Source organism: Longibacter salinarum, assembly GCF_002554795.1.
GTDB lineage: Bacteria > Bacteroidota > Rhodothermia > Rhodothermales > Salinibacteraceae > Longibacter > Longibacter salinarum.
The window spans coordinates 421,104-446,739 of the sequence record NZ_PDEQ01000001.1; the positions used below are offsets into that span (position 1 = coordinate 421,104).

Here is a 25,636-nt window from a genome sequence, read left to right on the forward strand (position 1 = left end):
TATTTTGAATTTAGAAAATATGAAGTGGGGAAGATAGGCCCGCACCGTTTTGTTGTCGGCACCGCACCCGGTCATTGGAGATCGAATCTCCATTGCACGTCTTCCATCTGCATTCCATATCGACATCGGAAAGTTATGAGCGCATCATCCCACGAAATCCCTTCTGTGTCTGGAACGCTCGAGTCCTTTATGACGCTTGAGCAGTTTATTATCGATCATCAGGAGGAGTCGCAGCACTCGACGGGCGCGTTCTCTCGACTCATTCGAGATATCAGCGTTGCAGCAAAGATCATCAATCGGAATATTCGTCGCGCGGGATTGCTCGATGTGTTCGGGGCCAGTGGTGAGATCAACGTACAGGGCGAAGTACAGAAGAAGCTAGACGTGATTGCGGATGAGGAGATCGTACGGGCTCTCCGGAAGGGTGGCGAGTGTCGTCTAATTGGCTCTGAAGAGCAGTCCGAGACGATGTCGATCGGAGATGATCAAGCCTCCGTCGGACGGTACGCTGTCTACTTCGATCCGCTCGACGGCTCGTCCAATACCGACGTAAACGCGTCTGTCGGGTCTATATTCAGCATTTATCACCTCGGCGCACGGAACGAACGCTCGTCGACGCTTGAGGAGGTTTTGCAGCCTGGGTCGAAGCAGGTAGCGGCTGGTTACGTGGCGTATGGCTCATCGACAATGTTCGTCTACACGACGGGGGACGGGGTTAATGGCTTCACGCTCGATCCTGAAATCGGAGAATTTGTGCTATCGCATCCCGATATCCGTATTCCAGACCAGGCGAAAATGTATTCCATTAACGAGGCGGATTTCGATGACTTTAGCGCCGGGGTTCGTCGGTATCTGCGGTGGCTAAAACGTCCAGATGAGCACGGGTATCGACCCATTCGGCACCGGTACATCGGCGCTTTCGTTTCTGACTTTCATCGCAACCTCATCACTGGCGGGATATACATGTACCCGAAAACGGCGACAAGTCCGGAAGGAAAACTTCGGTTGATGTATGAAGCAAATCCACTCGCTTTCATTGTGGAGCAGGCTGGTGGGGCCGCTTCGGATGGGAAGCGTCGCATTTTGGATATCGTCCCGGATGACTTGCATCAGCGCACTCCCGTTTTTATCGGTAACACAGACCTCGTGCAAGAACTCGAGCGTCAACTCGAGGCGTCTGTTGAAGCAGCCTAATTGAACTCGCTCGGATACCGTGCAGTAGGGTTGTGACGATCCGGATACAGATTCTCTTGCCGGGTCCATTCGTCTTTTTTCGCGTTGCTCGAAGCGTCACGACCTCGCTGATAATCCGAATTTGACGTCACTTCAGCATGCAGCCGGAGTCTTTTCTAGATGGGCAACCGTCCCCACGCGCAGCCCCGACGGTTCGAGTCGATCAGATGCAACGTCCCGATACGTGGACGTTTGAGTTTCGGGGATTTGGATCAGCTGCTTTTCGAATTCTCGACCGTCTTCGTGAGACGCCACACATCGATCAGTACCAAGATGAAAAGCCGGGTGTCACGGATGATCTCAAAGACCCCTTTCGCCGGTACCGTGACGACCTCGTTGTACAATGGGTCCTGCCGAATCGCCTCGATTTTGAGACCGAGCGGCATGTGTTTAGCCGTCTGTTGAAGAATGACTTCGGGGCTGGCGGGTGCCACGACAACCTTTGGATGGCCTTCTATCGGCCTGAGACGAAGCGACTAAAGGACGTACAAATCTCTCATCGCATTTCGCCAGACGGCTTCGACATCGGCATTTACGTCGGGTCGCATGCGAAAGACCTTCTCCAACAGGCGCGCTCTCGAATTGACGATGCGCCGGAGACGTACCTCGATCTGATCAACCCGCTTATCGGTCGCGACAATTGGCGGTTTTCGCTCCATGGTGGGTCAGGAGATCGTGCGTGGACGAACGTTTGGACGGCCCCCCTTGACGAGATGCCCGACGACCTGGCGCGCTGCAAGGGGATCTGGGTTCGGCGCAGAATCGGTCGAGAACGCGTATTGGATCTGGGCCCAGAACTCGTGAAAGAAGGCGTAAATACGGTCATGGACGTCTGGCCCATCTACCGATTCTATCTGGCATAGACGGTCCCATTCTCTAGAGAGGCTCGGTCGCATGCGCTCGTCAGTGACCGGCAACCATCTCTGTATCGAGCGGATGGTTGAGTTTGTAGACCCAGGCGTCTGCCGGAATGGCTTCACTCAAAGCACGTTTGATTGCCCGTGCCTCCACAACGTCAGGCATCGGGCCGAGGACGACACGGTATCCGTTTTCATCGGTGTTCGCGGGTACGACATGGACCGTGGGGGCGTCAGTCTGGCTCAACCGCTTCCGGATCGACCTTGCATCGTCGAATGCCGACTGCTTCTTCGCATGCCAGCCGACGGATATTACCCACTGGCCGCGCTCTCCTTTTGCCGGCACCGCATGAGCGGGTTGTGGCACGGCGGTCGCTTCCACTTCAGCCTCGGCTCGTGCCAGTGGGACCTCATCCATCACAACGATCGACTCCACGCGCCGGAGGGCACCGCAGCCGGGGTCATTGACCTGATCGCGCGATCGATCCGGGCAGGGAGGGGCAAGTTCACCGTAGCCTCGCATCACGATCCGGTCGGATGATACGCCTGCGGCTTCGTAGACGTCTTGGACTGCTGAAGCCCGTCGGTCCGACAAGTCATAATTGTAGTCCGTCGGGCCAACCCAGTCCGCGAACCCGTCGAGCCGAACGAGTTGATTTGGGCATTCGGCGACACGTTTTGCAGTCTCACGCAGCGTCCTCCGGCTTTCGGCTGTAATTTCTGCCCGGTCGAACGCAAAGTAAACGGTATCCGTGGGAGTTGGGTCGTAGCATGGATCGGTGGAGACCGATGCAAGCACGCGTCGGGTCGACGGTTTGATCTCAACCGTGATCTCCTCTTGATCGGAGCCGAACCGGTTCTCCGCGCTCAACGCGACGGTGTACGTCCCCGGCTGCTCGTACACGTATCCCTGACGAATGTCGTTGGATATATGGCCGATGTATGCATCTCGGTCGTAGCTGTGTGCTCCGCGCTCGACAACCGGGGGACTATCATCCCCGAATTGCCAGATCGCATCCAGCGGCGCCGATCCGTCGAGTTCGGCGGAAAATCGGATGAGCTGGTGCGTGTATGCCGTCAATGTGTCGGCCGAGAAGGCGTGAATCCGAGCCGGCTTTTCCGGCTCTTCCACCGTCACGTTCAGTGTTGCCGTGTCTTTCCCGCCAAGGTTGGATGCGGTCACGCTCACAGGATACGTGCCCTCGAGACGGTACGTATGTTCGACGACGAGTCCTCGCCGCTGGGTACCGTCGCCCATATTCCATCGATACTCGATCGGCGGACTGGCGTCTTGGTTTGTTCGAACCGTGTATCGCACCGTCTCGCCGCGCTGCACCGCGGTCGGACCCTCGATCGGACGGAGTTTCACAGGCGTCGGAGCGGCGGCGAGGGTGGAGCGGACTCCAGCTCCCCAGAAGCCGAGTCCGTCGAACGTAGCTCGACCATCATCCCGACTATCGATGGCATCGTCTGGGAAGGTAGCATATGCGGTCGCGTCCAGGAAGACGGAGGCGCGACGTGTCAGCATATAGTCGACGCCAAGGCCAAAGATCACGCCCCCAGCCGGGTTGTCACCACCGAGTGTAAGCTGTGGACCCACGTTGAAGTACGGCGTCGCACGCTCCTGCGGGAAAAGTGTCCATCGCCCGATGGCCTGAAGCGTCGTCATTCTTGTATTGGTGTCGGACGCTTCCGGATAGTCTGCGTACGTGAGCCCTAATCCGAAACCGATACTGCGCGTCATCTGGTATCCGACCTCGCCGTTGACGCTGAACGGTTCGACGGCATACGTTGCACGGTCCGTTTCGCTGACGCTCGGGCCGGCCCCAAGGCGTCCGTAGAGAGTGTTACTTGCGCGTATGATCTGAGCGTTAGCGATCGTAGGGAGCCAGAGAAGAACGACGAGGCCGAAGACGAGCGCAAGCGACAGGGAGTGAAAAGAGGGGCGAAGGGGAGAGAGAGGAAGATTCATAGCCTTCTACTTTCTGCGATCATTCGCGGAGCAGTGGGTCCACCCTGAAGGGTCTTCGTGGTGGATCAGTGACGATCTCAACGTAGACTGATTCTCTGACGGTCGGATGCTCCGACACCTGAAGACATGGAATCCGACGATCGATGTGCTTCTGCGCCTTGACGCGATTACAGGTCCAATGTTTGGCTAACATGGATCAACGTTCTGGTGCAAGCGGAACGTCGCATGGACCGATGCCCGGGAATGATTGCACTCGATGGAAAGACGAGGTACCGTGCTCATATCACATCGTGCCAAACGTGGAACCCTGGCTCTGACTGTCGGTGCCGACACCATCCATATCTCTTACCATCAGTCATTCGCATCACATGCCAGAACGTATTCAGATCCATCAAGAACAGGGCGTCCTTACCGTCACGCTGAATCGCCCGGACAAGCGGAATGCGATTGACAGCGTGATGGTCAGTGAGTTGAAGGATGCACTCGCAGACGACGCCCGTCACGAAGACGTACGGGTCGTGGTGCTCACGGGGGGCGGAAGCGTGTTTTCTGCGGGAGCGGATCTGGCCGCGATGAAAGAGCTACGAGATGCATCGCTGATGGAAAACCGAGACGACTCCGCTCATCTGGCGGGCCTGTTTGAAGCCATCTACACGCATGAAAAGCCCGTCATCGGGAAGGTAAATGGCCATGCTATTGCCGGAGGGTGCGGGCTCGCGGCAGTCTGCGATCTTTCATTCGTGGCGAAAGGATCGAAGCTTGGGTTCACGGAAACGCGCATCGGGTTTGTGCCCGCGATTGTGATGGTCTATGTTCGCCGAAAGCTCGGGGAGGCTGCGCTCCGTGATCTCTTGCTCCGCGGCCGGTTGATCGAGGCGCATGACGCTGCGACGATGGGTCTCGTGAACGAGGTTGTTTCGCCCGATAACCTTGATGATGTCGTAGCCGACGTTGCCGAAGAGATCGCAACGGAGACGAGCCGCTCCGGTGTGGCGTTGACGAAAGAGATGCTTGCACAGGTACCAGGCATGGGGCGTGCTGAAGCCCTCGATTACGCGATCCAGATGAACGCGTTTGCTCGCGGTACGGACGATTGTAAGGCAGGCATTCAGGCCTTTCTCGACAAGGAGCCGCCCCCCTGGAAGAAGTAGGATGAACGAATTCTCGTAGCAGGGATCCCGGTGGAAATGGGTCTCGGACGGACTGTGCCGGTGCAACCAACACGTTGACCGATATCGTCGGAACGATTGACGCGTTCTCTCATGGACACTTCCCGAATCGTTACGGCTCTGTTCAAACTGTCGCGGCGTCGGGCAGTGCGATTTGGAGCAGATGGCGGGCATTGTGTACGGCGCAGCGCGAATCCATGGTTTCGCCCGATGACCTATCTGCAAACGAACGAATTAGATTTTTCCGTCCAGGTGCAACGTCGCATGTCTTTAGTTTAAGCATCGGGACGGAGCGCCACGACGACCTCATTTTATTCATTGATTGCACCGCACGCACTCATGGGCATGAATGTCGCACAGAAACTCATCGACAGCCACCTCGAGGCGGGCACGATGAGTCAGGGAGAGGAGATTAAGCTGAAGATGGATCAGACCCTGACGCAGGACGCGACGGGGACAATGGTGATGCTCGAGTTTGAAGCGATGGGTATCCCTCGTGTGCAGACGGAATTATCTGCACAATACGTCGACCATAACCTGATTCAGTCCGACTACAAGAATCCGGACGACCATCTATTTCTCCGCAGCGCATGCAAGAAATTCGGCGTGCACTACAGTCGGCCGGGGAATGGTGTGAGCCATCCGGTTCACCAGGAGCGCTTTGGAAAACCGGGTAAAACGCTGATCGGCTCAGATAGTCACACGCCGGCGGCTGGCGCGATCGGTATGCTCGCGATTGGCGCGGGCGGACTAGACGTCGCTATGGCGATGGCGGGCAAGCCGTACACGATTCGGATGCCAGAGGTCTGGGGCGTGAAGCTAACCGGGGAATTGCCGGACTGGGTGAGCGCGAAGGACGTCATCCTTACGATGCTGCAGCGCCACGATGTTGACGGGGGCGTCGGGCGGATCATCGAATACTACGGTCCAGGGCTCGACAGCCTGAGCTGCATGGATCGCCACGTGATCGCGAACATGGGAACCGAGCTGGGCGCAACCAGCACGGTCTTTCCGTCCGACGAGGAGGTCAAGCGCTTCCTCCGGTCGCAGGGACGCGAAGACGATTGGCAAGAGCTGAAGGCGGATCCGGACGCCGAGTACGATGTCCACGAGGAGATCGATCTCTCTGAGCTCGTCCCGATGATCGCCAAACCAAGCAGCCCGGGCAATGTGGTTCCGGTGCGCGAAGTTGAAGGACAAGAGATCTACCAGAGCTACGTCGGCTCGTCCGCCAACCCGGGTTTCCGTGACTTCGCTTCGGCGGCGGAGATTGTGGATGGCCGACAGGTTCACGACCGGGTCAGCTTCGATGTCAATCCGACGTCGCGGCAGATTCTGGAGAACCTGATGAACTCGGGCCACCTGCAAATGCTGACACGAGCGGGCGCACGGATTCACCAGGCAGGATGCAATGGGTGCATCGGCATGGGACAGGCGCCGGCAACGGGACAGATTTCTCTGCGGACGGTCCCGCGCAACTTCCCGGGTCGTTCCGGTACGAAGGAAGACGCCGTGTACCTCGTCAGTCCGGAAACCGCCGCGGCATCGGCGCTCACGGGCAAGATTACGGATCCCCGCGACTTGGAGGACATCTACGGCATGTCCTATCCGAATGCCAAAGAGCCCGAAAACATCACAATCAACACGGACCAGCTGGTTGAGCCGGTTTCTGAAGAGGAAGCTCAGGGACTGGAGCTCGAGAAAGGGCCCAACGTCGTTTCGCTGCCCGAGTTTGGCTCGCTGCCGGACAAGCTTGAAGTGCCGGTTCTGCTTAAGATGGGCGACGACATCTCGACGGATGAAATCATGCCAGCCGGTTCGCGAATTCTACCGTATCGGTCGAATATTCCGAAGATCTCGGAGTTTGTCTTCGAGCAGGTTGACGAGACGTTCTTCGAGCGCAGTCAGGATGTCCGCGAATCCGGGCACGCCATTGTCGCTGGTACAAACTACGGGCAGGGCTCGAGCCGCGAGCACGCCGCGCTGGCTCCACGCTGGCTCGGTACGCGCGTCAAGCTTGTGAAGTCGTTCGCCCGCATCCACCGCCAGAACCTGGCGAACTTCGGCATTCTCCCGCTGATGTTTAAGGATGATAGTGACTACGAGAGCATCGATCAGGGCGATACCCTCGTTCTGGATAACCTCCGCGACACCATCCAAGATGGAACGGACGTAGAGGTGTACAACCAGGACAAGGATGAAACCTATGTGCTGGAGCACGACCTTTCAGAGCGTGAGCTACAGATGGTTCTGGAAGGCAGCCAGATCGGAGTGGTGAAGAAGGAGTTCGCCACGGCGTGATCTCTAGCGTGTTCGCGCACATACAAGGCTGAACACCGGACGGCGGGTCTCAATTGATGGGGCCCGCCGTTTCCTTATGTGGTGAGACAAACCGACGCCACTACACTAATTCCGTTATTGCAAAAAAAGGTCTCAATATATAGAGGCCCAGCTCAATCCCTCCGACGAATGGAGGATGGGGAAAATATTTGCAGAACGAGATTCAGCCTGGAAGATGAACGTGTAGCAATCAAAGAGGGCGATCAACGTTGAAAAAGGCGTCGTGATCTACCGACGGGATCACAGAACGGTGGATGAACGATATACTATTCCTGCGTGGTCTGTGCTTCGCATACCCCATGGTCATCATCTAATCCATTGACGCCCTCCGGCGAGCCGGATGCCCAACTCGATTTCGACCGCCGATTTGCCCCGCCCATTTTATTCGGAGTGGCCGCGTTCAAAATCCGCAGCCGCCGAAGCTCTATGGCAGTGGCACTCTGCGCTGGCACATCCGCTCCCGGTAGGAGGAGATGGGACTGCGTCATCCGTAGAGGCATATTTTGACGACGAGACGGAGCGTGCGCGGAATACTGAACCACTTCGAACCGTTAGAGAAGGAGTGTGGCGGGCAGCATACGAGGCCGCCGACGTGCATGACCTGAATGTGGATCTTCTCGCCAGTCAGGTCAGCGCCGCGCGTCAGCTGCAGGGGTCGGTCCGTTTCCCAACCGCGTCGGATCTCGAGAATTTTGCACGCGAGTGGGCAGTCCCGCATGCCCGGCTTCTCGCGTCGCTCGCAGAGATTGAATACAGCTGGCTGATGAAGCGCATCGACGAACTTGCGCGCGGATTCTTCTTCCTCGCTCGGTTTGCCACGCTACCACACGATTTGGACAACGGTCAACTGTTTATTCCGGTATCCGACTTGAAGCAGAACGATGTCCAACTCTCCGAGCTACGATCGGGGGCCGTAACGGATGGCGTGCGTCGGGTGCTCTGGAAGCATAGCATCCGTATTCGCGATGCTTTTGGTCAGGGACAGCCGATTCTTAAAGACCTTGGTCTGCGACATCGGTTGACGCTCAAACGCTGGTGGTACGGTGGACTTGAGCTGTTGAATGAGATCGAACGTCGAGACTTTGACGTCTGGAGCGAACCGATCGAGCTGTCCGCCTACCGAAAACTGCAGGTTTACCTGCTCACGGTGTTCGGACGGTCCACCTCCGCATAAGCGTCTGACGACCGTCGATGAGGAGCTCCTCGCAGCGTTATTTCCGTTTTCGTGCGAAATCATCTCAGATGTCCCAGCGCGGGTTGCGGCTCCGATGCGCAGCGATCATCTTTTCACCATCGCTTTCGGTCTTAAACCGGATTATCGTCTCTTTCGCTTATCCCTAACCTTGTCCCCGCTACATGACCACGTACAAAGAGTCCGGTGTTGATGTCGATGCCGGTGACGACGCCGTCGACCGTATCAAACCGATCGTCCAGGAGACGTTCACCCCGGGTGTACTGGCCGGCATTGGAAGCTTCGGCTCTTACGTCGAGCTGGATGCGGACGCCTATGATCAACCGGTGCTCGTGTCGTCGATCGACGGTGTGGGTACGAAGGTCAAGGTAGCCGTCCGCGCCGGACGCTTCGACACGGTCGGTCAGGACCTCGTCAACCATTGCGTGAATGATGTCGCCGTTTGCGGTGCGCGTCCGCTGTATTTTCTCGACTATTACGGCGTCGGTCGGCTTGATCCAGCTACTGCGGAGGATGTCGTTCGTGGATTCTCGACTGCATGCAAGCAAACCGGAACGGCACTGGTCGGTGGAGAGATCGCCGAGATGCCGGACGTGTATGGAGGCGAAAACTTCGATCTGGTTGGATGCATCGTTGCAGTGGTCGAGAAACGGCAAATCTTGAACGGTTCGACGACGGAAGCTGGCGATGTCTTAGTTGGTCTGCCCTCGACCGGCCTCCACACGAATGGCTACACGCTGGCGCGCAAGGTCCTATTCGACGCGTTCGACGTGGATGACACCCCGGCGGAACTGGACGGCGAATCCGTCGGAGAAGCGCTTCTCCGCGTGCATCGATCGTACCTCGGCGCGATTCAGGCGATCGTCGAAGCGCAGCATTCCGTCCGTGGATTCGCGCATATCACCGGCGGCGGGCTCCCCGGGAATCTCCGTCGCATCATGCCCGATGGTTGCCAGGCCGTGGTAGACTACGACGCGTGGGACCGTCCGCCCCTGTTCGAACTTATTCAGTCGCGCGGTAACGTACCGGAGTCGGACATGAGACGTACGTTTAATTGCGGGATTGGCCTGGTCGGCGTATTCCCGGAGAGTGAGGTGGATGCGGCTCTCGAGACGCTGAAAGGCGAAGGAGAACATCCTGTCGTGATGGGTAAAGTCGAATCGGTAGCGTCCAGAACCTAGGTTCTCCGGCTCTAAAAGCGTGTCCCGGCGTCCGGTAGAAACGGAACAAGCGCCCGCGGGCCCGGGTGTACGTGCTGCATCAACCTGACCGTCAAAACGGTTGTCGTACTCTCTTTCGGCGGCCGTCTGCAGCCGCTGAAGCGGGGCTGTGTCAGGGTTTTCTTCATTCTCTAAAGAACCTGCAGGTGCTGCTATGCTATCGCTGGTCGTCGTGCTCCTGCTCAGTTATGTCGTGGGCTCCATCCCTGGCAGCCTGTGGTCCAGCAAACTGCTGTACGGCATTGACGTCCGCGAACATGGAAGCGGAAATGCTGGGGCCACCAATACCTTTCGAGTTGTTGGCTGGCAGGCCGGTGTGGTTGCAACAATTGTCGACATGGGCAAGGGGGCATTCGCAGCAGGCGTCCTGCCGTTGTGGACGCCGTTCGGCCCACACCCGACGTTTGGAATGGCAACGGAGTCACACGTCATTGTCGCGCTACTCTGTGGACTGGCAGCTGTGGTGGGACACATGTTTCCCATCTTCGCCAAATTCCGAGGTGGAAAAGGGGTTAACACCGCCGCCGGCATATTGCTGGCACTGACGCCGATTTCGACGCTCCTGACGATGCTTGTTTTTGTCATCGTCCTCGGCACGACGCGATACGTTTCCCTGGGGTCGATCCTCGCCGCTGCTGCGTTTCCAACGATCGTCGCCATTCGGAAATATGCTTTCGGTGCGGATCTGACGATGAGTTTGCTCATCTTCGGCATTATTGTCGCTCTTGCCATCATCGTCGCGCATCAGTCGAACATTCGCCGCCTTCTTGCCGGTAATGAGAACCGGGTTTCGTCTTTCAAACCCGCGAAGGGGATGCGCGGGCGCGGTGAAATCTAGCTCCGTGTGTACGACCGAAGCGTACGCGGGACATGCAACCCCGAGGCGTTGCGGGGTCGTCGCGACTGAACACGTTACTTACCGCGCGAGGCTGACGTGTCTGAACGTCGAGCCGACGCTTGCTGCGCAGTTTCATTACTCATCGACAACTCTTGATGTCTGCATCAATTACGATCTATGGCGCGGGAAGCTGGGGTACGGCACTTGCCGTTCACCTGGCGCAATCCGGTCGCTCCGTCACCCTATGGGCGCGTCGTAGCGACCAGGCCCGGGCCATTAGAGAAAATCGATATAATGACGAGTATCTACCTGGCATCGAGATACCGGCGGACGTTCGCGTGACGTCGGATCTCAAGGAGGCAGCACAGGCATCCAACCTCTGGGCCCTTGCCGTGCCTTCCCAGCAATTGAGGTCGTTCGTCATGTCGCTGAAGCCGTTGATTCGGCCGGATATCGTGGTCGTTTCACTGGCGAAGGGAATCGAGAACGATTCGCTTATGACGATGTCGCAGGTTCTGGAGGACGTGCTCGTCCCCCAGCTAGATCGGAGTCGGATCGGTGTTCTTTACGGTCCGAGTCACGCGGAAGAGGTTGCCGAAGGCCGTCCGACGACCGTCGTTGCTGCGGCTCACTCGCCAGCCGTAGCGGAGGAAATCCAAGAGGCGTTCATGACGGATCGCCTTCGCGTCTATGCGAATACCGACGTCATTGGCGTTGAAATCGGTGGATCCGCAAAGAACGTACTCGCCATCGCTGCAGGAATCAGCGACGGCGTGGGGTACGGTGACAACGCGAAAGCCGCTCTCGTTACCCGAGGCATTGCTGAAATCAAACGACTCGGGCTCGCTCTGGGGGCCAAATCGATGACCTTCGCGGGCCTTGCGGGCATTGGTGATCTCGTCGTCACGTGTATGAGTCAGCATAGTCGCAACCGTGGCCTGGGCGAGCAAATCGGCGCCGGAAAAAAACTCGAAGAGGCGCTCGCTGATATGCATATGGTGGCCGAGGGAGTGAAGACGACGCAGTCTATTCACGATCTCGCGCAGCGGCATCACATCGAGATGCCCATTACGGAAGCGGTGTACGAGGTCCTCTTCAACGACCGGCGACCGCACGAAATGATGGAGAAGCTCATGACCCGAAGCGCCAAACGGGAGAACTGGCTTCCGGAGGTGTTGCAAGAGCGATAGAAGCGTGAAGGTTGGGACGCCGGTCCGCCAGCGCTCATCCGCGGATGACGGCCGTGGGAAGGCACCCAGGAGGGAGGAGGTAACCGCGATCGTTCGTCAATGCCACAGATCTCATGACGCTAGGAGAATTGAAGCAGATCGTTTCCCTTGGGGAAGGGATCAGCCTGGAGTTTAAGCGCCGCGTGCCGCGAGATGAGCGTATCGCCAAGGAGGTAATCGCCCTAGCAAACACGCAGGGAGGACGAATCTTGGTCGGTGTCGACGACGACGGCACGATCACGGGATTGGATGACGCGTCCGAACAAGAGTTTGTGTTGCGCCGTGCCGTTCGCCGACGGACGTTTCCGGAAGTGGATATCCGTACGGAGAGGGTTGTTGTTGCACCGCGCCGCGATGTTATTCTGGTTACGGTGCCGGAGAGTGATCAGAAGCCGCATCATCTGGTCGATGAAGGGATGGGGCCGGGCGATGGCACCGCATACGTTCGTGTTGAAGACATGAGCGTCGAAGCGAGCGGGGAGTCGGTCGAGATGATGGAATCAGCCAATTCCATGACGGGCGTCACATTCGAGTTTGGCGAGGCCGAGTCGCTATTGATGCGGTATCTGGATGACTACGGTCGCATTACCGTCGGCGAGTTCGCCAAATTGGCGGACATCTCCGCGGAGGAAGCATCGGCTACGCTCGTTCGTTTGTCGAAAGCGAATTTGCTTCGTCTCCACGCCGATCGGAAGGAGGATTATTTTACGCTCGCGTACTAATGTCGCTCTCTTTGACGGGGGATCAGGCTCTACCTCCGTTATTGCAATAAAACCTGTTTGCTTACATGTCACGTCCACGTACGTGCCAACAGCTCGATGTCATTTTTGCGGCTTGGGAGTTAGATAAAGATGCGCCATTTGCAGCGCTGGAGCCCTCTCCGATTCTGACATCGCTTTACCACGAACCTGGCACCGGATTTATATCTCGAGAAACACGTCACTGGTGCCTTTTTGACCAATCGAACATCCACTGAAAGTGTCTCGGCGCGACGTGCTGAGACTGGCGATATGTGTGGCTGACTTGTATCTTTTGCCACACGTATGTAAAATATGTGTGCCTGTAGCATCATCCGTTATTGAAACACCCACATGGCAATCGAAAACGACACGGCAACCGGCAACGAGCGGGTCAAGAGCATCCCGCTTCACGAGACAGCAGAGAAGCGATATCTGAACTATGCGCTCTCGGTGATCACGAGCCGGGCTCTGCCAGATATTCGCGATGGACTGAAGCCCGTCCAACGGCGGATTCTGTACGGGATGTACCAAAATCTGCGTCTATATCCCGATAAGCGGCACCGAAAAAGCGCTACGGTCGTCGGGGAGGTGATGGGTAAGTACCATCCTCACGGAGACAGCGCCATCTACGATGCGATGGTCCGTATGGCGCAGGACTTTTCACTTCGGGCGCCACTCGTCGACGGGCACGGAAACTTTGGCTCCCTCGACGGCGACAATCCGGCCGCGATGCGGTACACAGAGGCCAAACTCCGGCCTCTCGCAATGGAGATGCTGGATGAGATCCGAAAAAAGACGGTTGATTTCCGTCCAACCTTCGACGGCACGCTCTTCGAACCGGTCGTTTTGCCGTCGAAGGTACCAAACCTGCTGGTGAATGGTGCCAGCGGAATTGCTGTGGGGATGGCGACGAATATCCCACCGCACAATTTGGGAGAGGTGATTGATGCGTGCCTGTACATGATCAAGTCGCCCAACGCCCGGATTTCGACCCTCGTCGAAAACTATATCTCCGGACCTGACTTCCCGACCGGGGGCCGCATCCTCAATACCGAGGAAGAGCTGCTCGAGATCTACGAGACCGGCCGGGGCACGATCGAGATGCGAGGCGCTTATGAGATGAAAGGCAAAACGCGCGCGATCATTACGTCGGTGCCATATGGCGTGGACAAGAGCAAGATCGTCGAGGAAATTGCCGACCACATCGCGGACGAAAACGTCCCTCAGCTATCGAACATTCGCGATGAGTCCACCGACGACGTCCGCATCGTCCTTGAATTGAAGCGAGGATCGGATGCCGAGGCGGCGATGGCGTACCTGTTCAAGCACACGAAGCTGCAGCACCGCTTCCACGTCAACCTGACGTGCCTCGTGCCGACGGATAACGCGGAGGTTGGCGCGCCGAAGCAAGTTAATCTCTACGACATTCTCCGCCACTTTCTCGACTTCCGTATGGAGGTCGTGACGCGGCGGTTGGAGTACAACCTCGAACAGCTCGAGAAAAGGATTCACCTGCTCGAGGGATTCGAGATTATCTTCGATGCACTGGGTGAGGCGATCAAGATCATCCGCTCGTCGAAGAACAAGAAGGACGCTGCGCAACGGCTCATGCACCGTTTTGATATCGACGAGGATCAGACCGACGCGATCCTGGAGACGAAGCTGTACAAGCTGTCGCAGATGGAAATCGATGCGATCCGCGAAGAACTGGACGAGAAGCGCGCGGAAGCGAAGAAGATCAGAGGGTTGCTTGACGACGAACATGCGCGGTGGGGACTGATCCGTGACGAACTCCGCGAGGTGAAGGACAATTTCGCCGACGCCCGCCGGTCCGAGATTGCCGGTCCGGATGCTGCGATCGCGTACACGGAGGAGGACTACATCATCGACGAGGATGTCTTTGTCATGGTGACGCGGGACGGATGGGTAAAGCGTCAGGGTTCGTACACTGACATCGACAGCATCCGCGTTCGCGACGGGGATGAGGTCGGATGGGTGCTACCCGCTTCGACCCGTGCAACGGTCGGGTTCTTTACCAACTTTGGGACCTGCTACACTACGCGCGTCGACGAAATACCAAGTACGACCGGGTACGGCGACCCTGTTCAAAAACTCTTCTCGTTCGATGACAAGGAGCGCGTCGTCGGCGTCGTCTCGTTTGACGATCGGATCCTGCCCGGCGCCGTTCCTCCCGACGTCGAGACCCAGGCGGACATGTTCACGAACGGGACGGCCAACGAGGAGGATTATGACGGCGACCCGTACGTTGTGGCCATCACGAAAATGGGCCAGGCCGTTCGGTTTACTATCGACGGGTATACGGATCCCTCTACACGGACGGGGCGAATGTACGCTCGACTCGAGGATGGCGACCAGGTGGTTCGAGCCATGATAGCTCGCGGTCACGAGAACGTGTGTCTGGCCTCGCATCAGGGACGTGCCCTCGTTTTTCCGGTTCACCAGATCAGCGTCTACAAAGGCGCTGCGAAAGGTGTGATTGCCATTCGACTGGATGATGGCGACCGGGTCCTTAACTTCACACTGAGCGATATGGCGCGTGAAGGGCTTCGTGTCGAGACGAACAATGGGCGCGAAGAGATCGTGCGAACGACGAAGTTTAGCGTTACGAGCCGCGGATCGAAAGGCACCCTGGTCATCAAGCGTGGCTACTTCGCCGATGTGTTTATCGAGCCCATCGAAAAATCGCTGCCGGAGTCTTAACTTCGGCGGTGACTCCGCGCATTTGCACCCCCACAGGCATCAGTTTTTGTAGCACGAACGAATGGCAGATACGACCACCTACACCGGTAAAGACATCCAGGTCCTTGAGGGCCTCGAACCGGTTCGGAAGCGACCGGGCATGTACATTGGTGGAACCGGGAAGCCGGGATTACACCACCTGCTCTGGGAAATCGTCGATAACGCGGTCGACGAGGCCACGAACGGGTACGCGTCTCAAATCGACGTACGCCTTCACGCCGACGGACAGAGCATTACCGTTACGGACGACGGACGAGGCATCCCTGTCGATATGCATCCGGATAAGGGCATTCCGGCGCTGCAGGTAATTCTCACCACACTCCACGCGGGCGGCAAGTTTGACGGCTCGAATTACATCACCTCCGGCGGGCTCCACGGGGTTGGTGCATCGGTCGTGAATGCTCTCTCTGAAGAGATGATCGCGACTGTCAAGCGAGACCAGAAGGAATACGAGCAGCGTTTTCAGCGCGGTACCCCGGTCACGGACCTGCAGATTACAAAAGAAAGCACGCGCGGCACCGGCACGACGATTTTCTTTCGTCCGGATTCAGAGATTTTCGAAACCGTCGACTTTGACGCCCTGCAGATTCGCGAGACGCTTGAGGTCAAAACGTACCTCAATCGCGGCCTAAAAATCGTCTTCCATGACGATCAGGAGGGCGAATCCTATGAGTTCATCCATGAAGGCGGGGTCGCGGAATACCTCGAGCATATCGTCGAAAGCTTGCAGGTGCACCCGATTCATGAGGACATCTTCACGCTGGAAGACGACGATCTCGAAGGGGAAGGGCGACTCGAGATTTCGCTGCAGTGGACGGATGCCCCGAAAGAGCAGATTCGGACGTTCGTAAACGGCATTCCCACGCAGGACGGTGGGACGCACGAACAAGGCCTTCGCAGTGCGATCCGAAGCGTGACCCGTTCGTACATGGACACGCACGATCTTGTCCCGCACCGTCTAGACGTCACGGCCGACGATACGCGCGAGGGGCTCGTGGCGATCGTCAACCTGTTCCACGTCGACCCACAGTTCCAGGGACAGACGAAGGATAAACTGAATAACCCAAGCGTCCGATCTCTCGTATCAGGTGCTCTTCGTCGGGAACTCGAACAGTACCTCAACGCGCACCCATCAACGGGAGAGGCCATCGCTACGCGTATCATCCAGGCCGCGAAGGCGCGGCGAGCGAGCCGGTCGGCAGCCAGCCGCGCGCGGGGCACGAGCAAGAAACGTCGGCTGAACCTGCCTGGAAAGCTTGCGGACTGCTCGTCATCGACGCCGCAAGAGTCTGAGCTCTTTATCGTGGAGGGCGACTCCGCCGGCGGTTCGGCAAAGCAGGGACGCGACCGAGCAACGCAGGCCGTGCTACCTCTGCGCGGGAAGGTGTTGAACGCACATCAGGCCAACGCCAAGCGCGTCAGCAACAACAAGGAGCTGTCGAACATCGTCCAGGCCCTCGGATGTGGCCTCGGCGATGGGTTCGATCTTTCAGCGCTCCGCTATCACAAGATCATTCTCCTGATGGATGCCGATTCCGACGGGCATCACATCGCGACTCTGCTATTGACGTTCTTCTACAATTACATGCCGGCGCTCATCAACGGCGGCTACGTGTACATCGCCCAGCCGCCGCTGTATCGCATCGACGCGGGAAGCGACACATACTGGGCTCTCGATGATCCTGACAAAGAGCGAATCATTAACGATGTTCAGGAGGATGGTCGTAATCTCAAGGTCGACATCCAGCGGTTTAAGGGTCTTGGCGAGATGATGCCGAAGACGCTGAAGAAGACGACGCTCGACCCGACGAAACGCCGGCTGCTTCAGGTGTCGATTCCGGACGACAAGCGGCATGTTACGCAGAAGACGATGGATGACCTCATGGGGCGCGACACATCGGCGCGCTTCGAGTTCATCATGAAGCACGCAGCGGACGCCGATGATCTCGACGTGTAGCCCGGGAGATCATCCGGTCTACGGTGGATTATCCTGTCACGTTGCCTTCAACTGGGAATGACCCGCTCTATGAACGCTTTCGTTTCCAAGCAACCTGGAGTACACTACGGAAACGGCGCAGCGCGTGCCACAATCGACCGCTAAACGGATCTCAGTTCAATGCCCATGCAGCTTCTCGGTGAGCAAGCCCGTACGCTGTTAGAAGAGGAGAGGGATCTGCTCCAGCGGCTTCTCGACCTGTTGCGCCGGCTCGGGGGAGACGAAGAGGTCGTGGGGCCGCTCTCAGAGATGGTCGAACAGCTCGATGAGCTCTTCCTGCTCGTCATTGTCGGTGAGTTCAACGCGGGGAAGTCGACGGTCGTTAACGCACTCTTTCGAGACACCGTGATGGAGCAGGGACCCGTCCCGACGACGGCCAAGATCACACTGATTCGTCACGGCACGTCGCCGCTAAATCAACAGATCTCCGAGTTTCTCGAAGAGAAGCGGATTGATAATCCGTTATTGCAAAATCTCACAATCGTTGATACGCCAGGAACAAATTCGATCGTCCAGCAACACCAGCGGATCACCGAAGATTTTATTCCTCGAAGCGATCTCGTCCTCTTCGTCACCTCATTCGACCGCCCGCTCACAGAGTCTGAGCGCCAATTTCTTTCCTACATCCGCGAGGACTGGGGACGCCGCCTGGTCGTTGTGCTTAATAAGGCAGATCTCGCGGACTCTGAAAGCGATCTCGAGACGGTCGAAACGTACCTCAAGACGAATCTATCTGAGCTTCTTGGCACAGAACCCACCATTTTCCCGGTTAGTGCCAAGAAAGCATTTGACGCACGGCGGGACGGACGCGAGCAAGAGGAGTTGTGGCATGAAAGTCGGTTTCAGGCACTTGAATCATTTCTTACTGAGACGCTCTCCGGGCCCGAGCGACTTGCTCTTAAGCTTGCAGCCCCCCTTGAGACCGCCCGAACGCGCATCCGCAGACTGGAAGACCATCTTGAGGAGCGTCGGGAACTCCTGACGAAGGATGAACGCACACTGCAAGAGCTGCGGGATCAGGTCGATGCCTCACAGGATCGGCTGATCCAAAGTTATCAGCGTCCGATTCAGCGAATTGACGAACGCCTTGTCCGGATGAAGGCGCGCGGCATCCGCTTCCTCGAGGATACGATTCGCGCGTCGGTTTCAAAAATCCAGCTCATGCGCGATCGTGAGCGTCTGAAAGCCACATTCCGCGACCGGGTTATTGCCGACCTAGAGCGCGACATCCAGGACGCCGTCGACGATGCGGTAGATGCACTGATGGCGCAGACGACGAACCTCAGGGCCGGGCTTGTTCAGACGTTCAGCCAGCGCGTTCATGAAGTGCAAGAGTCGGGACGTCCAGAGCTCGACCGATCGTTCGATTACGACCGATCAGATGTAGTCCGTGCGACGCTGCGAGAAGCCGAGGCGTCACTGGAAGAGCATGATCTTCAGGCGGAAACCGGGCGAATGATGGAAAACGCTCATGATGCAGTCCAGACGTTCCTCGGAACGGGCGCCGGTGCGGCGGGCATCGGACTCATCGGTGGTTTGCTGCTTGTGCTCGCGCCCGTGCTCGATGTCTTGGGTGGATTTGGGCTTGCTACCGGTGCGGTGTTAGCCATTCTGGGTGCATCTGTGCTTCCGCGTCAGCGCAAGAAAGCGATCCGGGAGTTTTCTGAGCACGTGGATGGGCTTCGTGAAGGCGTGCGTGCGTCACTCGAATCAGCGTTGGAATCCGACGTTGATGACACCCTGGAGCGCGTCTGGGCTACCGTCGAGCCCTACGAAACGTTTATTTCGAACGAACGAGCGACAGTGAATGCCGCATCAGAGGAGGTAAACGACCTGCGCGAAGCCGTTACCCGTCTGGAGCAGCGCATCGAAGAGACCGTCGGATCCCCCGGTGTGTAATTCTAGGTGACACCTCAGCAGAGCGTGAACGCGTCGCTACGTGTCGACAGAGAGCTTACGATCGGTTCGCGGCGAACGTACCGGATACCACCAGGAGCCCCCCGGCCACGCTCCAGAGGTCTATCGTCTCACCAAAGAAAAGTAGCCCCCACACTGCGGCGAAGACGATCTGCAGGTAGGTCACGGTCATGGCGCGACCGGCTTTTACCGCATGCAGTCCCTTCGTGATGAACACCTGAGCAATCTGCGCACATCCGGCCACGCCGACGATAAGGAGAATCCATTCCCAGGTGGACGGCCACTGCAACTCAGTGAACGCAGCGGTCGGCGTCGATCCGAGTGAGGCTACGAGAGGAAAATAGAATACGATCACGAGCGGGTGTTCGCTCTCTCGCAGCTTTCGGACGAGGACGTAAGCTGTCGCTGCGCAAATCGCTCCGAGCAAGGCGACACCCACGTATAGCGGATTGAGGGCCGGGGCCGACGTGCCGAAGACAAACGACGGCTTGGAGATGAAAACGACGCCGAGTAGACTCGCACCCGCTCCCAGGATCTCCCAGCGCGTGAGTGACTCTTTCAACACCACCGCTGCGATGATAGCGACAAAAACCGGATTTGTGTAGTGGATGACGGTGGCATCCGCTAACGGCAGCTTCGTGAGTGCGAAGAAAAAACATGTCAGGGCGGCGAACCCAAAAAGCCCCCGGAGGAGGAGAAGCTTCTTGTTATGGCCGAACAGGGTATCGAGCCCGGCCATGCGGATCATGATGTAGCTGTAAACGAGTGTGACCGTAGCGCGAGCCCATACGATTTGCTGGCTTGGCAGTCGCTCGCCGGCAAGCTTTACGCAGACCGACATGAGGCTCCAGAAGAAGGCGGCTCCGACGAGGAACGCAATGCCAGAGAGGGGAGAACGGTCTGTGGTGACAGGCATGCGAGACGAAGTCGTCTGTGGTGAGGGGCGACTTCAAACTGCCTGTTGCAGGAGGGTTCGATGAGAACCGCTCCGCCGGCTAAAAATCATCACCTCCTCACCTGAGTGACGAATTAGCATACCACCTTTGAAAGGCCGTTATTGCAAAAAAAACTACTTTACCAAAAGAGAATAAAACCAACGAGCGAGAGGAGGAACGAACGGACTTAAACTGCCCATTGCGACAACCAACCATCCCTCCAATGTAGGCGTCTGGAGCGACAAAACGCTGGCAATCGGCGGAATGAATAGGGCACCAGCAAGGATTCCCAGACAGAGGACAATTGCCCCCCACACGTGTGGATTCCGGGTCACGGCGTTGTGAAAGAATGTACTTCCAGGTGAGTGCATGTTGAACACGTGCAAAAGCTGCGATATGGCAAGTGTTAGAAAGCTGACCGTTACAGCTTCCGACGCCGTGTAATCAAGTATGTGCAGGCTCACGAGGAGCGAACTGATCACCGCAATGCTGATCACGGCACTGTAGGAGACAATTTCAAGCCAGTGTCGACGAGCAATGATCGGCTCCTCCGGCGGACGTGGAGGATGAGAAAGAGTGTCTTCCTCGGCGTCGTTCATGCCAAGTGCGAGGGCCGGGAAAACATCGGTCACGAGATTCAGGAAGAGAATCTGTAATGGGAGAATCGGTAGCGGGAGACCTGTGAATGATGCACCTCCCACGACCATGACTTCAGCGACATTGCAGGACAAGAGATAGCGGACGAACGCCCTGATATTTCCGAAGATCGTCCGACCTTCCTCTATAGCCACAAGAATCGTAGCCAACGCGTCGTCTTGAAGAATGACGTCCGCAGCATCCTGCGCGACCTGCGTTCCTCGCTGCCCCATCGCAACACCGATGTCGGCCCGCTGCAGCGCAGGCGCATCGTTTACGCCGTCACCGGTCATCGCGACAACGTCTCCACGGTCGTGAAATGCGTCGATAAGTTCTAGCTTCTGCCGGGGCGACACCCGCGCATAGATGGCGATGTCGTCGTCCGCGCGTGCCTCAAAGTCTCGTCCATCGATCACGGGAGCATCGTGATCATCGACGAGTCCCACGGCTACCGCGACCGAACGTGCTGTAGCAGCTTGATCCCCCGTGACCATTACCACGCGAATCCCTGCGCGCCGGCACGATTCTACCACCGATCGCACATCTTCTCGTGGCGGATCGAGCAAGCCGATCAGACCAAGAAGCGTCAGGTCGTGAAATGGGGCTTCCTCGGTCTCACCGCGATTGCGGGGGCGTGTAGCGAGGGCTAAAACACGTAAGCCTTCCGCACCAAACGCCTCATTCGCCGATAACCAGGCCTCTCGGACCGACCGGGTGAGACCCGCGGGTTCGTTCGTCTTTGACATCCGAGCATCAGTTTGACCGTCCGCCCCTGATGCAATGAGCGGAGTGGCCTCCGACATGCCAGCCTGTTCGGCCCCCTCGATCACGGCTTCCGGTGCTCCTTTGACAATCACGAGTTCCTGCGAACCCACCTCGTGTATTGTAGCCATCTGACGTGTCTCCCTGCTAAAGGCGACACGGTCGACCTCAGGGTTCGATTGCCGCACCGCATCGAGATTAACTCCTGCCTTTTCTGCAAGGCGAAGGATCGCAATCTCCATTGGATCGCCCGTACTCTTACCCTCTGACAGAGTCGCAGACGTACATAGCGCGGCGAGTGCCATGGGCTGAGCAACCTGTTCCGGTGCCTCGCGTGGGTCGATGGGCTCTCCCGGATGTCCATCGTGCGTCGCCGGAAGCCACCGAACCACACGCATCTCATTTTCGGTCAACGTCCCCGTCTTGTCTGTACAGATCACGCCCGTTGCACCAAGCGTCTCGACGGAGGAGAGCCGTCGGACCAGGGCGTTCCGTCGTGCCATGCGCCTCAGACCGCGCGCCAAAGCAATCGTTGCCACGACAGGGAGCCCTTCCGGAATGGCAGCAACAGCCAGTGCGATGGCTGTTTCGAGCATTAAATGCGTCTCTTTTCCCGAAACAACGCCGGCGAGGCCCACAGCCACGGTTATGAAGAGAACCACGCGCAGGAGACTTCGACCGAGAAGATCGAGTCTCTCTTCGAGCGGCGTGCGTTCACTCTCGTCGGTGGCAACCATGCTGGAGATCTCGCCCACCTCCGTCTCGGTGCCGATCGATGTCACGACGCCGGTCGCTGACCCGGTCGCTACGGCCGTGCCCTTGTACGACATATTCTGGCGCTCCGCAAGCACCGTCTCAGGGTCGATCGCCTCTGTGTCCTTCATGACCGGTGCGGACTCTCCGGTCAACGCGGACTCGTTGACTTGAAGCTGGGCCACGGAGATGAGTCGCATGTCCGCCGGGACGAGATCACCTTCTTCCAGGCGCACGATGTCACCAGGAACGAGATGAACGGCCGATATTCGCTCGACATCGTCACCTCGAACGACGACACAGTAGATCTCGTCCATCGCGCGCAGGGCTTCCATCGACCGAACCGCACGCCATTCCATCGCCGCACCAATTGCGGTGTTTAAAATCAGCACAATCCCGATCGCGGCCGCCTCCACAGCATCTCCCATGAACAGAGCGACCAGAGCGGCCGCCGCGAGGAGGAGAACGACGAGACTTCGAAGCTGCCGCACGATGATCTGGATCAACCCAACCGTCTCGGGCTCCCGCATCCGGTTCCACCCGAAAACGTCCCGTCGCTCTCGAACGGCGTCTGCACTCAATCCCGACTCCGACGTCTTTAACGCAGCTAAAACGTCACTCGACGATGTCGCCCAAGGAGTCTGGAGCCTATCATCGAGCTTGATGGTCGAGTCATCAGGAACCGGGGTCACTTCAGCTGTTCCGGGGGTGGACATGGGCATACGCAAGGTGAGGACAGGAAGGCACCACAAATCTGCAGAAACTGGATCGAAGGAATCGAACGTGCACCGATGATTGAGTGCCCGGATAATCACGCAGGCGAATGACGGGAGATTCACCACACGACGATGTTCGTCCGCCAATGGAGAACCGGCTGTTGATCTTCCCGCGGCGTGTGCGTACTCTAGATCTGGTTGTTCTTTCCGGACTTGAGATGCGGGGCCTCCTTCCTTCGATTGTCCCGCACTGACAACGACGTGGCCATGACCGGTGGGATAGGTACGACAGCCCCACAGAGGGCGACGCTGGTTTGCTGTCATCATCCCAATATCGCCTGCCTCGGCTCATGCAGTGTGTTTTCGGTGAACGGCTTGCGGAAACCTCCGTTGTGCCCGTTACTATAATTCCTGCAACGGTTGGAGCCCCGCGACGCCCCGGTCGCGGACGGCATCCGGCACCGAATGTCGGCAACTGCCCGCAGGTGATTTTCGGGACATGGCGCAGCCCGGTTAGCGCGCCGCTCTGGGGGAGCGGAGGTCCCCGGTTCAAATCCGGGTGTCCCGACACTTAACAGCGGTCCTACGCTGCACACGAGATCACACCGTCCAACGTAGCGCGTTGGATTCTCGACTGCCACGCCGTTTCTGGCCACTCTGCCGGGGACGGCGTTTTCTGGTTCCCCCGGTTGCATCCCACGTCTCGCATCCGAGTCTTCCCGAACACCGCCAATGCAGTCTCCGGACATCTCTGACCACGATTGATCAACGTTTATGCCCGCTGAATCTGCTGCTGGCGAACGGTTTGCGCGCGACATGCGTCGCATCCGGGAGTCCCGTGACGTGACGCTCGAAAACATTCACTTGGAGACCCGTATCGCCGGCACGCTTATTTCAGCGTTCGAAGAGGACGGTCTGTTCGAGCATCCGGCGTTCAACCGGGTCTATCTTCGCTCGTTTGTTCGAGCGTACGCTCGGTGCATCGATGTGAATCCGGATCTGGCGATTCAACATCTTGAGCGAGCCCTCGAAGGCGAGTACCAGAACGAATTGGCGACTCAGGTACTCGGCGACGCTCCCCAGACCCCGATAGCTGAAGATGCCGGCGCGGAGCACGAAACGGACGAAGCTGACGTCTCCAGTCCACCGAGTGTCCAGGAGCAAGAACCACAAACGTTCTCCCCGCGCCCGGTCGGGTCCTCGCCGTTAGACGAAAAGCCCGACCGGGACGTATCGGGTTCAGATGCAGATCCACGCCCGTCCGACCCTTCTGAGACGCCCACCGATACCGAACAAGATAAATCGGATTCAGACAGCACGTCAGACGAACCACGGCACACTGAGCAGGATACCGAGGAAGACGATACACCTCAGCATATTGCAGACTCAAACGTAGGCGTCTCCGAAGAGGCTCGTCTCAACACAGGAGACGTGTTTAACAAGCGTCCCGTCTCCGACGCCGACGAGGAACCTGACGAATCCGATCCCGATGAGCTACATGAACAAATGTGGCCGAGCGAAGAGACAGAGGGAAACGAAGACACAGAGGAAGAAGATAAGGAACCGGAGGCAAAGCCGAAGAAAGAACGTCAGGGGTTCTCATCCAGCGATCGGTTTCGGACCGTAAGCGAAGGGGGCGACGACAGCCCACCGCCTCCCGCTCATGGAGAAATGGTAGGACAGCCTCGACCCGTCGGTTCGTCATCCGAACCCGAGCACACCGAAGCGAAGACCACGTCATCCGTCGATCCAGGGACGAAGCGTGAGCGTGAGGACCGCGCTTCGCGCGACGCGACCGGCACGAGTGCTACAAGCTTCGCTGATAACCGCCTATTGATGATCGGCGCAGGCGTTGTTGGAATCATTGTCATCGCCGGCATCATGTGGTTCATGCTCGGAGGCGAATCCGGTACGGTTGAAGATACACCGGTCGCGGACACACCTGAAGATACGACGACGCAGGTCGAGGAACCCGTCCAAACCGAACGCCCGCCGCTCGCTAATATCACTCTCGGGGATACGATGTACCTCGTCCTTCGGGCAGAGCAGGACGTCACCCCGATCCGGGTCCAGCGAGACAACGATTTGAGGCGTCCCTACTGGATCAGCGAGGGTGAATCTGCCGTCTTTCCTTTCACCGAACGGATCATCGTCTGGGATAATCTTGAGAATGTAGACGTTCTGCTCGAAGATTTTCAATACCCGGAAGACACGGACGCCCGTGGTCGCCTCGTCGTAACCCGCGACTCGGCTGAGAGGTTTGCTGACACCGTCCGTGGAAGCGCAACCGAGTATGAAGTCGCGCCTGACACCTTCCGACTGAGCCCACAGGGCCTTCAGTAGGAACACCGTCGATGCGAGATCGACCCCG

General features: G+C 57.8%; 16 protein-coding genes and 1 tRNA gene. 14 read left to right on the top strand and 3 right to left on the bottom strand.

Annotated features, from left to right (window positions below; translation table 11 throughout):
• The first annotated feature begins 135 nt into the window (after nt 1-135).
• Nucleotides 136-1,194, top strand: coding sequence for a class 1 fructose-bisphosphatase (gene fbp, locus CRI94_RS01755; RefSeq protein ID WP_098073934.1), 1,059 nt, complete (start codon nt 136-138; stop codon nt 1,192-1,194).
• A 137-nt stretch (nt 1,195-1,331) separates the two neighbouring features.
• On the top strand, nt 1,332-2,096 hold the full coding sequence (locus CRI94_RS01760; RefSeq protein WP_143815266.1) for a hypothetical protein: 765 nt from the start codon (nt 1,332-1,334) through the stop codon (nt 2,094-2,096).
• A 40-nt stretch (nt 2,097-2,136) separates the two neighbouring features.
• Here the strand turns inward: CRI94_RS01760 and CRI94_RS01765 are convergent, their stop codons facing one another.
• Complete coding sequence (locus CRI94_RS01765) at nt 2,137-4,062, bottom strand: PKD domain-containing protein (protein WP_098073936.1); 1,926 nt, start codon at nt 4,060-4,062, stop codon at nt 2,137-2,139.
• 368 nt (nt 4,063-4,430) lie between these two features.
• Between CRI94_RS01765 and CRI94_RS01770 the strand changes: the two genes are divergently transcribed.
• The 10 genes from CRI94_RS01770 to CRI94_RS01815 all read left to right on the top strand — a co-directional run bounded on the left by CRI94_RS01770 (nt 4,431) and on the right by CRI94_RS01815 (nt 19,445).
• Nucleotides 4,431-5,213: an enoyl-CoA hydratase/isomerase family protein gene (locus CRI94_RS01770; protein WP_098073937.1), complete on the top strand. Its 783-nt coding sequence runs from the start codon at nt 4,431-4,433 to the stop codon at nt 5,211-5,213.
• A 357-nt stretch (nt 5,214-5,570) separates the two neighbouring features.
• A complete protein-coding gene (locus CRI94_RS01775; protein ID WP_098073938.1) occupies nt 5,571-7,532 on the top strand; it encodes an aconitate hydratase in 1,962 nt (653 codons plus the stop codon).
• A 379-nt stretch (nt 7,533-7,911) separates the two neighbouring features.
• Complete coding sequence (locus tag CRI94_RS01780) at nt 7,912-8,745, top strand: squalene/phytoene synthase family protein (protein WP_098073939.1); 834 nt, start codon at nt 7,912-7,914, stop codon at nt 8,743-8,745.
• A gap of 182 nt (nt 8,746-8,927) precedes the next feature.
• Nucleotides 8,928-9,944, top strand: a complete 1,017-nt coding sequence (purM, locus tag CRI94_RS01785) for a phosphoribosylformylglycinamidine cyclo-ligase (RefSeq protein ID WP_098073940.1) — start codon at nt 8,928-8,930, stop codon at nt 9,942-9,944.
• A gap of 193 nt (nt 9,945-10,137) precedes the next feature.
• Nucleotides 10,138-10,821 carry a glycerol-3-phosphate 1-O-acyltransferase PlsY gene (plsY, locus tag CRI94_RS01790; RefSeq protein WP_098073941.1) on the top strand — a complete coding sequence of 228 codons (684 nt, stop codon included), beginning with the start codon at nt 10,138-10,140 and terminating at the stop codon, nt 10,819-10,821.
• Between the two features lie 155 nt (nt 10,822-10,976).
• Complete coding sequence (locus CRI94_RS01795) at nt 10,977-12,011, top strand: NAD(P)H-dependent glycerol-3-phosphate dehydrogenase (RefSeq protein ID WP_098073942.1); 1,035 nt, start codon at nt 10,977-10,979, stop codon at nt 12,009-12,011.
• Nucleotides 12,012-12,124: 113 nt separating this feature from the next.
• On the top strand, nt 12,125-12,772 hold the full coding sequence (locus tag CRI94_RS01800; RefSeq protein WP_098073943.1) for an AlbA family DNA-binding domain-containing protein: 648 nt from the start codon (nt 12,125-12,127) through the stop codon (nt 12,770-12,772).
• Nucleotides 12,773-13,141: 369 nt separating this feature from the next.
• Entirely contained in the window at nt 13,142-15,511 is a 2,370-nt protein-coding gene (locus CRI94_RS01805) for a DNA gyrase/topoisomerase IV subunit A (protein ID WP_098073944.1), read from the top strand.
• Nucleotides 15,512-15,572: 61 nt separating this feature from the next.
• Nucleotides 15,573-17,507 (top strand): DNA gyrase/topoisomerase IV subunit B, encoded by a 1,935-nt coding sequence (locus CRI94_RS01810; protein ID WP_098073945.1) that lies wholly within the window; start codon nt 15,573-15,575, stop codon nt 17,505-17,507.
• Nucleotides 17,508-17,666: 159 nt separating this feature from the next.
• Nucleotides 17,667-19,445, top strand: coding sequence for a dynamin family protein (locus tag CRI94_RS01815; RefSeq protein ID WP_098073946.1), 1,779 nt, complete (start codon nt 17,667-17,669; stop codon nt 19,443-19,445).
• 55 nt (nt 19,446-19,500) lie between these two features.
• On the opposite strand, the gene CRI94_RS01820 is transcribed toward CRI94_RS01815, so the two are convergent.
• Both CRI94_RS01820 and CRI94_RS01825 read right to left on the bottom strand, forming a co-directional pair.
• A complete protein-coding gene (locus tag CRI94_RS01820) occupies nt 19,501-20,379 on the bottom strand; it encodes a DMT family transporter (RefSeq protein ID WP_098073947.1) in 879 nt (292 codons plus the stop codon).
• 153 nt (nt 20,380-20,532) lie between these two features.
• The gene (locus tag CRI94_RS01825) at nt 20,533-23,265 is read right to left on the bottom strand and encodes a cation-translocating P-type ATPase (protein ID WP_179862112.1); all 2,733 of its coding nucleotides are present in this window, start codon (nt 23,263-23,265) and stop codon (nt 20,533-20,535) included.
• A gap of 493 nt (nt 23,266-23,758) precedes the next feature.
• Between CRI94_RS01825 and CRI94_RS01830 the strand changes: the two genes are divergently transcribed.
• A tRNA-Pro gene (locus CRI94_RS01830) sits at nt 23,759-23,833 on the top strand.
• Between the two features lie 206 nt (nt 23,834-24,039).
• Complete coding sequence (locus tag CRI94_RS01835) at nt 24,040-25,608, top strand: helix-turn-helix domain-containing protein (protein ID WP_098073949.1); 1,569 nt, start codon at nt 24,040-24,042, stop codon at nt 25,606-25,608.
• Nucleotides 25,609-25,636 lie beyond the last annotated feature (28 nt).

Bases quoted from the DNA above. Each gene is read 5' to 3' on its own strand.
- CRI94_RS01810 (WP_098073945.1), top strand. From the start codon at position 15,573: ATGGCAGATACGACCACCTACACCGGTAAAGACATCCAGGTCCTTGAG.
- CRI94_RS01815 (WP_098073946.1), top strand. From the start codon at position 17,667: ATGCCCATGCAGCTTCTCGGTGAGCAAGCCCGTACGCTGTTAGAAGAG.
- CRI94_RS01800 (WP_098073943.1), top strand. From the start codon at position 12,125: ATGACGCTAGGAGAATTGAAGCAGATCGTTTCCCTTGGGGAAGGGATC.
- purM (WP_098073940.1), top strand. From the start codon at position 8,928: ATGACCACGTACAAAGAGTCCGGTGTTGATGTCGATGCCGGTGACGAC.
- fbp (WP_098073934.1), top strand. From the start codon at position 136: ATGAGCGCATCATCCCACGAAATCCCTTCTGTGTCTGGAACGCTCGAG.
- CRI94_RS01825 (WP_179862112.1), bottom strand. From the start codon at position 23,265: ATGTCCACCCCCGGAACAGCTGAAGTGACCCCGGTTCCTGATGACTCG.
- CRI94_RS01835 (WP_098073949.1), top strand. From the start codon at position 24,040: ATGCCCGCTGAATCTGCTGCTGGCGAACGGTTTGCGCGCGACATGCGT.
- CRI94_RS01795 (WP_098073942.1), top strand. From the start codon at position 10,977: ATGTCTGCATCAATTACGATCTATGGCGCGGGAAGCTGGGGTACGGCA.
- CRI94_RS01820 (WP_098073947.1), bottom strand. From the start codon at position 20,379: ATGCCTGTCACCACAGACCGTTCTCCCCTCTCTGGCATTGCGTTCCTC.
- CRI94_RS01765 (WP_098073936.1), bottom strand. From the start codon at position 4,062: ATGAATCTTCCTCTCTCTCCCCTTCGCCCCTCTTTTCACTCCCTGTCG.
- CRI94_RS01775 (WP_098073938.1), top strand. From the start codon at position 5,571: ATGGGCATGAATGTCGCACAGAAACTCATCGACAGCCACCTCGAGGCG.
- CRI94_RS01770 (WP_098073937.1), top strand. From the start codon at position 4,431: ATGCCAGAACGTATTCAGATCCATCAAGAACAGGGCGTCCTTACCGTC.
- CRI94_RS01760 (WP_143815266.1), top strand. From the start codon at position 1,332: ATGCAGCCGGAGTCTTTTCTAGATGGGCAACCGTCCCCACGCGCAGCC.
- CRI94_RS01805 (WP_098073944.1), top strand. From the start codon at position 13,142: ATGGCAATCGAAAACGACACGGCAACCGGCAACGAGCGGGTCAAGAGC.
- CRI94_RS01780 (WP_098073939.1), top strand. From the start codon at position 7,912: ATGCCCAACTCGATTTCGACCGCCGATTTGCCCCGCCCATTTTATTCG.
- plsY (WP_098073941.1), top strand. From the start codon at position 10,138: ATGCTATCGCTGGTCGTCGTGCTCCTGCTCAGTTATGTCGTGGGCTCC.